Here is a 12,963-nt window from a genome sequence, read left to right on the forward strand (position 1 = left end):
GATAAAGAAAAGATAGAAAAAAAAGTTTAGCAATTAACTATTACTATTCTTTTTCCTTTTCTTGAACAACTACTTTATCTTTTTTGAATATTGGAACCAAGTAAGATAGGTTAAAACCAAAGCCAACTCCAAAACGACCACTATCGTAAGTACGATTAAAACCAGGTATGTAAAGGTTTTCATAATCATTCGGTGCAGTTTCAGTGATCAAACCTTTGAGTTGTGCATTAATACCAGCATAGAAATTATTAAATAATTCTGCCTTTATACCAATAATTATTTCTGCCCAAATTGCAGTAAGACCAGAGTATTCAGTACCTTCTTCTACAGTGAATTGCTGATCCCAATATTGATTATAAACATTATAAATTTCGTAACTATTTAATGTTTGGCTGAATGTACTGGCAGCACCTCTAAAACCAACATAGATCATATTTTCCATATCTAGCCAGTTTTTATAAAAGTTAAGGTCTATACCTCCTCTAAAGTAACTACCTTTAGTGGTGTTACTTAGAACCTCATTTTCTAAAGTATATTCTTCATTTCCTATTTCTCCAGCTAAGTAGATGCGTTTTGTAAGGCGATAGTCACCCATAACCTCAAAACCAGTATAGTTATCATCAAAAAATGTGCGTGCTAATTTACTAATATCTGCACCTAAACGTAGTCCGTATTTTTGTTTGTATATTAAAGTGTCCTTAACCGTTTTCTTTTCTTCTTGTGCCATTACCATTGTAGAAAATAATAGCAACAGAATACTACTTTTAATGAAAGATGTGTACATGTACTGTGTTTTCATTTTCTACTAAAATTTCAATAATTTCTTCACTTTCTATCCATAAATCATCATCATCACCATCCGGATTTATTTCTACATCAATTAAATTAAATACACTTTTATAGCCACATGCTCTAGAGACGTACTTAAATTCTGTTGTATACTCAATTTCAATAATGTCAATGTTTGAATTATTATTGGGATTATCGTTCAACCTCAGATTTGTATCCTTTTCTAATATAAAACGCGATATTGTTGTTTCTCCTTCAACACCAATAAAAAGAGGTAATTCTATTGCTCTGGCATTGGTGTTAAAAATTAATGTGCCCTCAGTGTTCTCATCTGTAGGATTATCGGCAAGATCTTCACCATATGCCGTTAAGCGTGTTACAGATTTTAATTCATCTTGTTCAGTAGCGTCATAAAATTCTACTAAAAGTCTAGGTGTAGTTGGGGTACTCTCTGCACAAATATCGTCGCGTTCGCAGTTGTATGATATTAGAGTAGAAATAAGAATGAACGTCAGAAAAATTATAGATTTTATTCTTTTAGATTTATTCATAAATTATGTTGATGCGTTTATTTGTTTATTTGATAATTACGTAACGCATTTAGCATGTTAGTTATTTTTTCGATTTTAGTCCTTGCTAAGATATAATCATTCTCAGATATAAAGCCTAAATCTTTCCCAATTATTAATTGATTAAGAACTTCCATTGCAGAACTAAACGATATAGTAGTGAAATGAGCTTTATCTTTTTGAGTTTTCCTTGAGGTACCTTCAGCTAAATTTGATGAAATTGATATTGAAGCTCTTCTAAGTTGACTTATTAAGCCAAATTTTTCTTCAGTAGGAAAGGATTCAGTAATTGAATACATTAATTTAACTAGAGAAACGGATTCTTGCCAAACTTCTAACTTTTCAAATGAATATATTTTCATCCCTCAAATAAACTAATCAACGAATAAACAGTTTAACCTTTTTCAAACAATACTACAGTTTCAATATGAGCAGTATGCGGAAATTGATCAACCAAACTTAACTTTTTTATTTGATATCCTGCATGTAATAATTGCTCTGTATCTCTAGCTTGTGTAGCAGGATTACAAGATACATAAACCAAACGGTCTGCATTAAGGTTTATTATTTTTTTTAGGGTTTTTGGCGCAATACCAGCTCTTGCAGGATCTAAAATTATAGTACGTATCTTATTTTGATATTCTGGATGCTCCGATAAAAATTTACCAACATCAGCAGCATAGAATTCTAAGCCTTTTATATTGTTTCGCTTAGCATTTTCAATTGCATCTTCTATAGCCGAAGCTACAATATCTACACCAACAATTTTAGTGTTATTTGCTTCACTTGCTACAATTTGTCCGATAGTTCCTGTTCCACAGAAAAGATCTAAAACTACCGTATTGTCTATAGCTTCTTTATTTTCTAAAGCATAGTCAACTACTTTAGAATATAGTTTTTCGGCACATTTAGGATTGGTTTGAAAAAAGCTTTTCATGCTAATTTCAAAATTGAGGCCTAATAATTCTTCAACTATTTTATCTTCTCCATAAACTAATTGAATACTTCCTGTAGTAGCTATAGTTCTGTCTCCAACCTCATCATTAATTGTGTGAAGTAAACCAGCAATTCTATCACCAAATAGTTGTGCTAAATAGTTTGCAAAGGCATCTAAATCAAATTGGTCTAAGTCGTAAGAAGTTGTTACAAGATTAAAAAGTAATTTATTTGTCTTGTAAGATTTTCTAACCACAAAATATCTAAAGAACCCTTCCTTTTTTGGGCCATGCCATGGTGCTAAGCCCGTGTGCTTACAGTATGCTCTAATATCTTTCAGGTGGTTTTCAACTTCAGCATCAAAAAGGCCAGAATCACTATTTAGATTATCTCCACACCACCAAAGTCCTCTGCGTTTAAAACCTAGCGTAAACTCATCCACATCTGTATTTGCTTCACGATCAAAACCAATAGCAGAAAACCCATATTCCATTTTATTACGATAGTGAAAGGTATTTGGTGAACTCACAAATTCATCAAACTTAGAGTCAATATCTTTTACTTTACCAATACGTTTAAAAAGTTCTAAAGTACTTTGCTTCTTATACCTATGTTGTTTTTCTATGGGTAAATTAATGTAAGGTGCGCCAGGAATATCTTGGTAAGGCATTTCTACTTCATCTTCCGAAGGTTTTAAAATCTCTAAAAGCTTGCACTCTGCATATTTTTTACTCGACTTTTTTACCTGAGCCTTGACTAACTGTCCTGGTAAAGTGTTGGGTACAAAGACTACAAATTCACCATGTTCATTTCTAATTCGGCCAATACCTTTACCTCCAAAAGCATAGTCTTCTATTAAGATATTTAAAGTTTCTCCGCGTTTTACAAACTTGTTTCGTTCTCGTCTTGGCATTAATCGTAAATTAGTCTGCAAATATAGTCGCATTTTAGTAATTGCCTCAAAGAATTTGGAGTCAACTTTAGTCCAAATAATTCGTAAATATTTATTAATTTGCACACCTCTAGGGATGATTTCTCTCCCACGCTGCTTTTTCGAGACTTCACCATTACTTCTAAACATGGTACGCAAAGTCTTTGAAAGAATAAAGGTAGAGTAGGAAATCGCTAAACGAGGTTTGACAATTCATAATACTCGTTTGGTTTTGTTTAATTTTTTTAAATATTTTGAAGATGGCTGTTTTAGACCACATTTCGTCGCAAGAAGCGATGGCACTAGAGAATAAATATGGTGCACAGAATTATCATCCCTTACCCGTAGTACTTAGCAAAGGTGAGGGTGTTTATGTTTGGGATGTAGAGGGTAAAAAGTATTATGACTTTTTATCTGCGTATTCCTCATTAAATCAAGGGCATTGTCACCCAAAAATTGTGAATGCCATGACAGAGCAAGCACAACGGCTTACATTAACTTCTAGAGCATTTTATAATGATATGCTCGGACGCTATGAAAAGTACGCAACTGAGTATTTTAAGTTTGACAAAATGTTGCCTATGAACTCTGGTGCAGAGGCTGTAGAAACAGCTTTAAAGCTTTGCAGAAAATGGGCTTATGAGGTAAAAGGCATTGATTTAAATAAAGCAGAAATCGTAGTCTGTAAGAACAATTTTCATGGAAGAACAACAACCATTATATCATTTTCTAACGATCCTGTAGCCCGTAAAAACTTTGGACCATATACAGGCGGATTTATAAAAGTTGAATATGATAATTTGAAAGAATTAGAAGAGGTACTCAGCACTAATCCTAATGTAGCAGGTTTTATGGTCGAGCCAATTCAGGGTGAAGCTGGTGTATATGTACCAAGTGAAAACTACTTAAAAGAGGCTAAAGCACTTTGCGAAAAGTATAATGTTCTTTTTATTGCAGATGAAGTACAAACAGGAATCGCACGTACAGGTAGATTATTAGCGACGTGTGGGAATTGCACATGTCCAAACAAAGATTGTTCTGGTACACCAGATGTAAAACCAGATATTTTAGTTTTGGGTAAGGCATTAAGTGGTGGATTGTACCCTGTTTCTGCTGTTATGGCTAGTAATGAGATTATGAATGTTATTCAGCCAGGAAACCATGGAAGTACTTTTGGTGGTAACCCAATTGCTGCTGCAGTAGCAATTGCTGCTTTAGAGGTAGTGAAAGAAGAAAATTTAGCTGAAAATGCAGATTACCTTGGAAAGATTTTTAGAGCAGAAATGAATAAGTATATTCAAGAAAGCACTATAGTAAGTTCCGTAAGAGGGAAAGGGTTACTAAATGCTATCGTTATAAATGATGATGAAGATAGTGATACAGCATGGAATATTTGTCTTAAGCTCAGGGACAATGGGCTATTGGCAAAACCAACTCATGGTAATATTATAAGATTTGCACCACCTTTGGTAATGACTGAAGAAGAACTGTTAGACTGTGTGTCTATAATTATTAAGACACTAAAAGAATTTGAATAATCAATAAAGTCAAAAAAAATACCACGATAATATTATCGTGGTATTTTTTTATTCATAATTACGTATTATCTACATCCAGCATTCTCAGCGGCTTCGTAGATTTGTTGCATGGATTCTGCAGGTACATTAGGGTTGTTTTCAAACATACCTATATACCAATCAAAGAATGCACAAGGGCTAACCATTACCCAGATAATAAAAGCGAGGCCAATGAAAGATATGAACAATGATACAATGGCAAATGTTCTTGCGCTTTTCATTGCTGGTCCATTGCTATAGGCTTCTGGTGTAGCGTTAAATTTTTTAAGCTCTTGATTAGCAATCACAATTGCTATTATAGCTGTAACTGTACCAAGTCCATAGGCACAACAGCATATTATTCCAATTACAGATAAGATGTAAACTAGTGTAGTGTTGAGTTTTTGCATAAATAAAGTTAATTAGTTAATAAATAGTTTTAAAGTATAATTAATAACAGCTGCTAAAAGTGTTAAGCTTGCCAGTCCCAATTTAATTTTTTCACTATGTCTTATTTTTATAACCATATCGAAAATAAGAAATACAAAAAATAGTATCATAGGATAAAGAGCAGGATACATTGTAAATGACGCTACCAAATCACCCTTAAGCAAAAGTGCTACTGAGCGCTGAAAACCACAGCCTATGCACTCAAAACCAAAGTGTTTTTTACTCGCACATGATAGCATGTAGTCGTCTAAGCCTTTCAAAAGTATAAACATAAAGCTAATTTAATAATTTACATTTACTTTAAATAGTATTAGAATAATTGTCTTATACCTTATTTTTGCTTAGAATTATTATAATACATATGAATATTTCTAGAGTTATTAATCTTATTTGTGTAGTTGTTGGTGGTATAGTTGCTATATACGCTCAAGCTGGAGAAAAACAGAACACTTACCTTTTAATGGGCGGTATTATTCTCTTAATGTTTGGTATTTACAGAACATCGCGAAATATTCCAAGTAAATACGAAAAGCAGGAAGAAGAATCTTTTGTGAAATCTGAACCTATAGAAGATGATAAAGAGAGGTGATGTAGTTGAAACAATAGATGATGCTATAAAAGGAACTGTTAAACGAGTTTCAGGCACAGTCGTTATTATTGAAGACGTTGATGGTTTTGAGTTTCAGTTTGACGAAAACGAACTGATGCTTGTGCACACCAACAGATCATTAGATAATGCTATTTACGATACTGATTTTGAGTCTGTGAAAAAAGAAAAAGAGACTTCAAAACGAAAAACTGTACCAACGTTTAAGCCAAAAGAGCGTCATGCTCCAAAATTTGAAGTCGATTTACACATACACCAACTTACCGACTCCACAAAAGGCATGACTAATTTTGATATGATGAATCTACAGTTGGATACTGCAAGAAGACAATTAGAGTTTGCCATCCGAAAGCGTATTCCAAAAATGGTATTTATCCATGGCGTAGGAGAAGGCGTTCTACGACAGGAGCTCGAAACCCTTTTAGGACGTTACAACAATGTTCAGTTTTACGATGCTGACTATAAAACTTATGGTATAGGTGCTACTGAAGTTAGGATTTTTCAGAATTTAGAGCCATAAATTGTGTTGTTATTCTTCTATAACAATATCGTAAGTTAATGTTCCAAAATCTATATCTGTACCAGATAATATTTCTAGATTAGCACCAGTAACTAAAAAATTAACCGTCACGGTTCTAGTATATGTGTTACCTCCAATATGTTCTATTGGACCATAATTGGTGTTTTCTAAAGGATTAAGATAATGATACTCTAATTCACCGTTTTCGTCATTGTTACGGTTTGACAAATTTCTAGGGCTTTGGGTATCCGTACTATCTTCATCTATCGTTGGCACTCCATCACCATCGTCATCAGTATCTAAATAATCAGGTGTACCATCATTATCAGTGTCAAGAGGGTTTGTTGTCGGGTCATCGTCATCGTCATTATCGTTTAATTCATCTACAGTCAAAACATTGTCATTATCATCATCTTGGTCTTGGTAATCTGGTATACCGTCTAAATCAAAATCATCATCCGTTAAATCTCCGTTGCCATTTCTATCTTCGAAAATGTTAGGTATACCGTCGTTATCATCATCCATAACAGTCACAGTAGCTAATACTGTACCTCCATTTTCAGCTTCGTAGTCTTCAATAATGGTCAAGTCTCCAGAAGGTACTAATTCACAGAGTTCGTTATTGCCCAAACTTCTGTTGTAAGTCCTATATAAAAATCTAACGGATGACTCATTGATGTTAAATTCAGTAGGATCATCAACAGGTGTAGCTTCCGTAAATGGAAATTCTTCATTAGCACCTCTTGGTATAATTAATGATAAGGACTCATTAGGATCCTCTCTTGTATCGTAAATAAGAAAAGAATTAGTGTTGTTGGTACATAAATCTAATTCTTTATCAAATTCCAAATCTACCGTAATAATATCACCATCATCACAGGCAGTTAAAAGTAGAAGGACAAAAATTATAAAAAAGTGGCGCATCATAAGCTTACATTTTGAACAAAAATAATGGATTTGTAAAATTATAACGTTGCATTATCTAAATAATTTTATTTGCGATATTTTTGCACTATGAAGCAAGTATATTTAGATAATGCGGCTACTACAGCTTTGCGACCAGAAGTTATAAAACGTATGGCAGAAGTCCTTGCCAATACTTACGGTAATGCCTCTTCTACACATAGTTTTGGACGCTCGTCTAAAGCTTTATTAGAGCAATGTCGCAAGAATATTGCTGGCTATTTTAATGTATCTGCTTCTGAGATTGTTTTTACCTCAGGTGGTACAGAAGCAGATAATTTAGCTTTGCGTAGTGCTGTTAGAGATTTAGGTGTCACAGAAATTATTACTTCAAAAATAGAGCATCATGCTGTATTACATACAGCGGAACAACTGCAAAAGGAATATAATGTTAAGCTCAATTTTGTTAATCTTGATGCCTGCGGAATGGTAGATTACATGCATCTTGAAAACTTGTTAAAATCTTCTAATAAAGCTATTGTGAGCTTAATGCATGTAAATAATGAAATAGGGAATATCCTAGATATAGAGCGTGTAGCTAAGTTATGTAAGGATAACGATGCTTTGTTTCATTCTGATTGTGTGCAGTCTGTAGGGCATTTTAAATTAGATTTACAAGACATACCAATCGATTTTTTTGCAGCTAGTGCTCATAAATTTCATGGACCTAAAGGTGTAGGATTCTGTTTTGTTAGAAAAGAGTCTGGATTAAAACCTCTGATTTTTGGTGGTGAGCAAGAGAGAGGTCATAGAGCAGGTACAGAGTCTATTCATAATATCGTAGGTATGGACGAAGCTCTTAGAATAGCATATAACAATATTGAAATTGAAAGAGAAAAAATTACTTCAATTAAGAGCTACTTCATTAATCAGCTAAAAAAAGTAATTCCGTCAGTAAGTTTTAATGGAGGTTGTGAGGATAATGTAAAAAGTACATATACTTTAGTTAATGTCTGCTTACCTTTGGAGCCATCAAAGGCACCGATGCTTCAATTTCAATTAGACCTTAAAGGTATTGCTTGCTCAAAAGGAAGTGCATGCCAAAGTGGTAGCAGTCAACAATCTCATGTGCTTTCAGAAATTCTTGATGAAGAAAAATTAAAGTACCCTTCTGTGCGATTTTCCTTTAGTGCTTTCACGACTAAAAAAGACATTGATTATACCGTTAATGTTCTTAAAGAAATCATCAGTGCTTAATGATAATCTTATCAGATTTTACTGTGTTAGCTTTTGAAGTTACATTAACAATATACACACCTTCACTCAAACCTTCGGTTGACAATTGGTAACGGTTAGATACAGAGTCGTAGATTTGATTCAACATTCGTTTTCCAGCTACATCAAAAACTTCAATAGTTTTTACATCTAAACCATTTGGGTTAATTACAGATAATTGTTGAATATTATTATCCTGACGAATTGTTAAATCACTAAACTCAAGGTCATCAATACTTAATGCTTGTCCTGGTATAAATACAATTTCAAAACGGTCTGTATAGTTACCTGGCTCTATGTTTAAGTCATAGTGCTGGATTCTCAAATCCACATATAAGTTTTCTTCAATGTCATGAATATAAATCCCTTGACTGTCATCAAAATTCTGAATATCAAAAATTCTAAAACGTAGTGGTTGTTGTGCTTCAATATCTACTACTAATGGGATAGTAAGCGTTTCATCAAAAGGGTAAGCCAGGCCAGAAAATGCTCTGTCATTTTGTGTAAAATAAGCGTCAGAAGCATAATTATCTGATCTATGTAGTTCTAAACCTCTATCATGTCCAAAGGTTGCCGTATCATGAAAATTTAAAAGCATCTGTCTAACATACTTAGACTCATTTACCGTGAATTCAACATTAACCCTAAATCGTTTATAGTCTGGTGGAATAATGGGTAGTCCATTATCTTGAAATTGAATCTCTTCCGAATCAGAATCATCATTAGTTACACCTCTAAAGAAGTAGCTCTGGGCACCCTCTTTTTCGTAAACACGATGAGCGTTTTTAGCTCTTACAGTACCTGTTGTAGTTGCACTACCTTCAACCATAAACCCTTGTCCTATAGGTATGTATCGTTGAGCCATTTTAGTTCCATTTGCTGGCGGTCCAGGTGGTAAAGGCAACACATTATCCTGTTCATCATATTTAAAAAATACAGCAGGTGTATTGGATATAATAACACCTGAAGCATCTATAGAAAATTCAGAATAACCACCTACATAATCTTGTAAAACATGCGATTGTGTAGCCGGTAAACTAGCATCTTGTTCCCAATAAAAAAGTGTCCCTTCAATAGCATTTAAATTATCAGCATCATGAATAAAAGCGGCTGAATCAATAGCGCTAGGATAAGGATTTCCCACTAAAGTAAATTGACCTGCCGCAACTGGACTTCCTATGGTACCATTATTCGGTTTACCTCTAAAATCATAATCAGTATTACCTATAACTCCTGTTCCGGAACCTTTCATTGTAAATCCTAATCCTGGAGCGATATCTATGTTGGCATTACCTGGAGTAGCTGCTGGGATCCATTCACTATATTCATCAGAACTCACAAACATCCATAACCAACGTGTCGAAATCAATAATGGATTTGCTGCCCCATTATATGCTGTGGAAAATGCACTGTCATTACTATCAATTAAATTTGGAGTCCCAAGGAGAGGGTCGTCTAATTGATTCACTCTAAAATCATTGTTTACTGAGGTATTGGATAAAATTCCACCTACGGGAGAACACCAATAGTTATAAGCCCATTGGTTTACTGTACCATTTTGGTATACACTTAACTCACCTGTACCAGAGTTACCTACATTATTTCCTTGCAGTAATTGGGCTTCGTTACGAAGATAAATGTGGCTGTTGGCATCTAGATTAACATGATCTGTTACAAATAACGGCGCAACATCAGGTGCTGGTGTAAATCCGTTTCCATCTACATAGATGTAGCTTCCGTTGCTTACAAATAAATCTGATTGTGCTGAGGCCACACTAAAACATAGCAATAGGCATGCGATGAGGGTATTTTTCATGCTTAATAAAATTTACAACTATAGCTTAGTAGGGTAACCTAAAGTGAATTAGACTATTACAAATTTAAAAATTTTAAGGGATCTAAGGGAGCAATACAACGAGGATTTGAGCAGTTTCGCTAATAATTTAGAATATTTTAAAATCTTGCCGATAATCTCAAGTTAAATACTCTTGGTGTCAAGAAATTAGGAATAGCAAACTGTCGTTTGGTATACACGTCTCTAACCCATGTATTGGTAATTGAGTTTTGATTGTTAAACATGTTGTAGATTTCAAAACCGAGAGAGAGCTCTCTAAAGGTTTTTTTCCAGTTGGCTTTATATGTTTTTGTTGGATTAACTAATTCTAACTGAATACCTAAATCTGCACGTCTGTAATCTCTAAGTCGTATCTGAAAATCGTAAGGATCTGCATAACTTGGAGAACCACCAGGAACACCTGTGTTATAGACCAAATTAAGGTACATTTTTAGATTAGGCATATTTGGTACATAATCCTGAAATAGTGCACCAAACTTTAATCGTTGGTCTGTTGGTCTGGCTATGTAGCCACGGTTATTAATGTTTTCTTCGGTTTTTAGATAACCAAAACTAAACCATGATTCGGTACCTGGAACAAACTCTCCATTTAATCGCATATCTAATCCGTAGGCATAAGCTTTGGCATTATTATCTGCTCTATATCGAATTCTTACGTTTTCTACAGTATAGGTATTCACATTAGACAAGCCTTTATAATAAGCTTCCGTAACCAATTTAAAAGGTCTGTCCCACATCTTAAAACTGTACTCATTTCCTAATACAACATGAAACGACTTTTGTGCTTTTACATTAGGTTGCACAACGCCAGAGGAATCTCGCAATTCTCTGTAAAAAGGTGGTTGGTAATACAAACCGCCAGCAACCCTAAAAAGCATATCCTTTTCCCAGTCTGGTTTTATAGCTAACTGCATTCTTGGGCTAAATACAGTTTGCGTATTGCTCTCTAAGTTTTCGCCACTAACAGTCCAATTATGCATTCTAACACCAGCATTGAAGAATACATCATTGTTTTTCCATTCTGTACGTTTGCTATACTGTGCAAAGGCTTGTATTCTATCTATTTTAACTCTGTTAAGAGCTCTTATATCTTCAAATGCTGTTAATGGTCCTTCAAATGGTTCATAGGGTTGAAGGTTAGGAATGCTAAAGTTTGGTGGTCGTATAGAAAAACCTGCTGAGTCTATAATTTCATATTCTACCAAACGATCCCTTATATCTTCATGTGTATATTTTACGGACCATTCTACTGTAGATTCTTCATCTATTTTATAATCGCCTCTATGTTCGGCATTTATAATAAAAGCATCTAAATCGTTACGTGCATGCGTTAGTTGAGACCCAATACCTTCACTAAATTCAACTTCACCTAAATTCTCATCACCTATATTAGTATTTACTTCTCCTAAACGATATTGTGCAAAAATGTCGAAGTATTCTTGTTCTAAAGTGTGGTAGGCAGAACCAATAAATTTTAAAGTTAAATCGTCGTTTATAAAGTAATTAGCTTTTAAAGCTCCAAAATAGGTTTGGTACTCGTCTTCTTCGTTACCATCATAAAAGACCAATAATGCCACTGGTTCTTGTAATGTTCCGAAGTTGGTTTGTCTATTTTCAGGTTGAAAGTTATATCTGTTTAGAGAAATATTTCCAAGAAAATTTAAATGAAATTTGTCAGAAAAGCGATACGTCAAATATGTCTGAGCATCAGCAAAAATAGGCTCTACATTACCTTCTGTTTCAAGATTATTAAGAATTAAACTATTATCTCTGTAGCGTATCCCGGCAATCCCAGAAAACTTACCATTTTTAGAAACGGTTTCAGCCGCAACACTTCCACCAAGTAAACTTAAATCTGCACGCACTCCAAAAGCTACAGGATTGCGATACGTAATATCTAAAACAGATGACAGCTTATCTCCATATTTAGCTTGAAAACCACCAGCCGAAAAATCTACATTAGACACTAAATCCGTATTAACAAAACTTAATCCTTCTTGATTACCTGAACGAATTAAGAATGGCCTGTAGACTTCAATCTCGTTAACATAAACAAGATTTTCGTCAAAATTCCCACCTCGTACAGAATATTGTGTACTTAATTCGTTAGAAATATTTACACCAGGAAGCGTTTTCAGTATGTTTTCTATACCTGGTTGCGCACCTTTTATGGTCCGTAAGGTTTTTGGTGCAATAGTAACCACACCATCTTCGTTTTGTCTAGTATTGGTAGAAATTACAACCTCTGCAATTTGTTCTGCTTCTACCTTCATTACAGGATTATATTCTAGTTCCTGCCCGTTTTTTAGATTAAATTTCTGAAAGATACGCTTATGGCCTAAATGAGTAAATTCTATGGTTATTTCGACATCAGATGGTATTCTCAGTTCATAAAAACCGTTTTGGTTGGTTGCTGCACCTTCGCCAGTTGAGGCTTTAATGTTTACGTTCTCAATGGGATTGTTTATTTCATCTAGGATAACTCCTCTTATAACTGCTGTTTGAGAAAAAGAAAGCATGCTAAAGAGCAGGCCAAGAAGAAGGGTAAAATGTAAGCGTTTCAATTAGTTTA

General features: G+C 34.3%; 13 protein-coding genes. 4 read left to right on the forward strand and 9 right to left on the reverse strand.

Annotated features, from left to right (window positions below; genetic code table 11):
* Window positions 1–43: 43 nt before the first annotated feature.
* Genes FC091_RS11855 through rlmD form a run of 4 tightly spaced genes read right to left on the reverse strand, consistent with a single transcriptional unit; the run spans window position 44 to window position 3,207 of the window.
* On the reverse strand, window positions 44–799 hold the full coding sequence (locus FC091_RS11855) for a DUF6048 family protein (RefSeq protein WP_246035901.1): 756 nt from the start codon (window positions 797–799) through the stop codon (window positions 44–46).
* Complete coding sequence (locus FC091_RS11860; protein ID WP_138434485.1) at window positions 765–1,340, reverse strand: DUF6452 family protein; 576 nt, start codon at window positions 1,338–1,340, stop codon at window positions 765–767. Before FC091_RS11860 ends, FC091_RS11855 begins: the two co-directional genes overlap by 35 nt.
* 17 nt (window positions 1,341–1,357) lie before the next feature.
* Window positions 1,358–1,720, reverse strand: coding sequence for a four helix bundle protein (locus FC091_RS11865; protein WP_138434486.1), 363 nt, complete (start codon window positions 1,718–1,720; stop codon window positions 1,358–1,360).
* Window positions 1,721–1,752: 32 nt separating this feature from the next.
* Entirely contained in the window at window positions 1,753–3,207 is a 1,455-nt protein-coding gene (gene rlmD / locus FC091_RS11870) for a 23S rRNA (uracil(1939)-C(5))-methyltransferase RlmD (protein ID WP_138434544.1), read from the reverse strand.
* A gap of 278 nt (window positions 3,208–3,485) precedes the next feature.
* Between rlmD and rocD the strand changes: the two genes are divergently transcribed.
* Window positions 3,486–4,763 (forward strand): ornithine--oxo-acid transaminase, encoded by a 1,278-nt coding sequence (rocD, locus tag FC091_RS11875; protein ID WP_138434487.1) that lies wholly within the window; start codon window positions 3,486–3,488, stop codon window positions 4,761–4,763.
* 65 nt (window positions 4,764–4,828) lie between these two features.
* Here the strand turns inward: rocD and FC091_RS11880 are convergent, their stop codons facing one another.
* Both FC091_RS11880 and FC091_RS11885 read right to left on the reverse strand, forming a co-directional pair.
* Window positions 4,829–5,191, reverse strand: a complete 363-nt coding sequence (locus FC091_RS11880; protein ID WP_138434488.1) for a CCC motif membrane protein — start codon at window positions 5,189–5,191, stop codon at window positions 4,829–4,831.
* 12 nt (window positions 5,192–5,203) lie between these two features.
* Window positions 5,204–5,503: a DUF2752 domain-containing protein gene (locus FC091_RS11885; protein WP_138434489.1), complete on the reverse strand. Its 300-nt coding sequence runs from the start codon at window positions 5,501–5,503 to the stop codon at window positions 5,204–5,206.
* Between the two features lie 89 nt (window positions 5,504–5,592).
* On the opposite strand from FC091_RS11885, the gene FC091_RS11890 reads away from it, so the two are divergent.
* Both FC091_RS11890 and FC091_RS11895 read left to right on the forward strand, forming a co-directional pair.
* A complete protein-coding gene (locus FC091_RS11890; protein ID WP_138434490.1) occupies window positions 5,593–5,820 on the forward strand; it encodes a hypothetical protein in 228 nt (75 codons plus the stop codon).
* Window positions 5,804–6,358 carry a Smr/MutS family protein gene (locus FC091_RS11895; protein WP_138434491.1) on the forward strand — a complete coding sequence of 185 codons (555 nt, stop codon included), beginning with the start codon at window positions 5,804–5,806 and terminating at the stop codon, window positions 6,356–6,358. Before FC091_RS11890 ends, FC091_RS11895 begins: the two co-directional genes overlap by 17 nt.
* 9 nt (window positions 6,359–6,367) lie before the next feature.
* Here the strand turns inward: FC091_RS11895 and FC091_RS11900 are convergent, their stop codons facing one another.
* The gene (locus tag FC091_RS11900) at window positions 6,368–7,285 is read right to left on the reverse strand and encodes a hypothetical protein (RefSeq protein WP_138434492.1); all 918 of its coding nucleotides are present in this window, start codon (window positions 7,283–7,285) and stop codon (window positions 6,368–6,370) included.
* Window positions 7,286–7,372: 87 nt separating this feature from the next.
* Here FC091_RS11900 and FC091_RS11905 point away from each other — a divergent pair, with 87 nt between their 5' ends.
* Window positions 7,373–8,518, forward strand: coding sequence for a cysteine desulfurase family protein (locus FC091_RS11905; protein WP_138434493.1), 1,146 nt, complete (start codon window positions 7,373–7,375; stop codon window positions 8,516–8,518).
* On the opposite strand, the gene FC091_RS11910 is transcribed toward FC091_RS11905, so the two are convergent.
* Both FC091_RS11910 and FC091_RS11915 read right to left on the reverse strand, forming a co-directional pair.
* A complete protein-coding gene (locus FC091_RS11910) occupies window positions 8,508–10,352 on the reverse strand; it encodes a T9SS type A sorting domain-containing protein (RefSeq protein ID WP_138434494.1) in 1,845 nt (614 codons plus the stop codon). The two genes, FC091_RS11905 and FC091_RS11910, sit on opposite strands and share 11 nt — an antisense overlap.
* Before the next feature lie 137 nt (window positions 10,353–10,489).
* Window positions 10,490–12,955 (reverse strand): TonB-dependent receptor, encoded by a 2,466-nt coding sequence (locus FC091_RS11915; protein ID WP_394344069.1) that lies wholly within the window; start codon window positions 12,953–12,955, stop codon window positions 10,490–10,492.
* Window positions 12,956–12,963 lie beyond the last annotated feature (8 nt).

Origin of the sequence: Winogradskyella algicola (genome assembly GCF_005869935.1) — a bacterium.
Taxonomy (GTDB): Bacteria; Bacteroidota; Bacteroidia; order Flavobacteriales; family Flavobacteriaceae; genus Winogradskyella; species Winogradskyella algicola.

Bases quoted from the DNA above. Each gene is read 5' to 3' on its own strand.
- FC091_RS11885 (WP_138434489.1), bottom strand. From the start codon at position 5,503: ATGTTTATACTTTTGAAAGGCTTAGACGACTACATGCTATCATGTGCG.
- FC091_RS11895 (WP_138434491.1), top strand. From the start codon at position 5,804: ATGATAAAGAGAGGTGATGTAGTTGAAACAATAGATGATGCTATAAAA.
- FC091_RS11855 (WP_246035901.1), bottom strand. From the start codon at position 799: ATGAAAACACAGTACATGTACACATCTTTCATTAAAAGTAGTATTCTG.
- FC091_RS11910 (WP_138434494.1), bottom strand. From the start codon at position 10,352: ATGAAAAATACCCTCATCGCATGCCTATTGCTATGTTTTAGTGTGGCC.
- FC091_RS11905 (WP_138434493.1), top strand. From the start codon at position 7,373: ATGAAGCAAGTATATTTAGATAATGCGGCTACTACAGCTTTGCGACCA.
- FC091_RS11900 (WP_138434492.1), bottom strand. From the start codon at position 7,285: ATGATGCGCCACTTTTTTATAATTTTTGTCCTTCTACTTTTAACTGCC.
- FC091_RS11860 (WP_138434485.1), bottom strand. From the start codon at position 1,340: ATGAATAAATCTAAAAGAATAAAATCTATAATTTTTCTGACGTTCATT.
- FC091_RS11865 (WP_138434486.1), bottom strand. From the start codon at position 1,720: ATGAAAATATATTCATTTGAAAAGTTAGAAGTTTGGCAAGAATCCGTT.
- FC091_RS11880 (WP_138434488.1), bottom strand. From the start codon at position 5,191: ATGCAAAAACTCAACACTACACTAGTTTACATCTTATCTGTAATTGGA.
- rlmD (WP_138434544.1), bottom strand. From the start codon at position 3,207: ATGCCAAGACGAGAACGAAACAAGTTTGTAAAACGCGGAGAAACTTTA.
- FC091_RS11890 (WP_138434490.1), top strand. From the start codon at position 5,593: ATGAATATTTCTAGAGTTATTAATCTTATTTGTGTAGTTGTTGGTGGT.
- rocD (WP_138434487.1), top strand. From the start codon at position 3,486: ATGGCTGTTTTAGACCACATTTCGTCGCAAGAAGCGATGGCACTAGAG.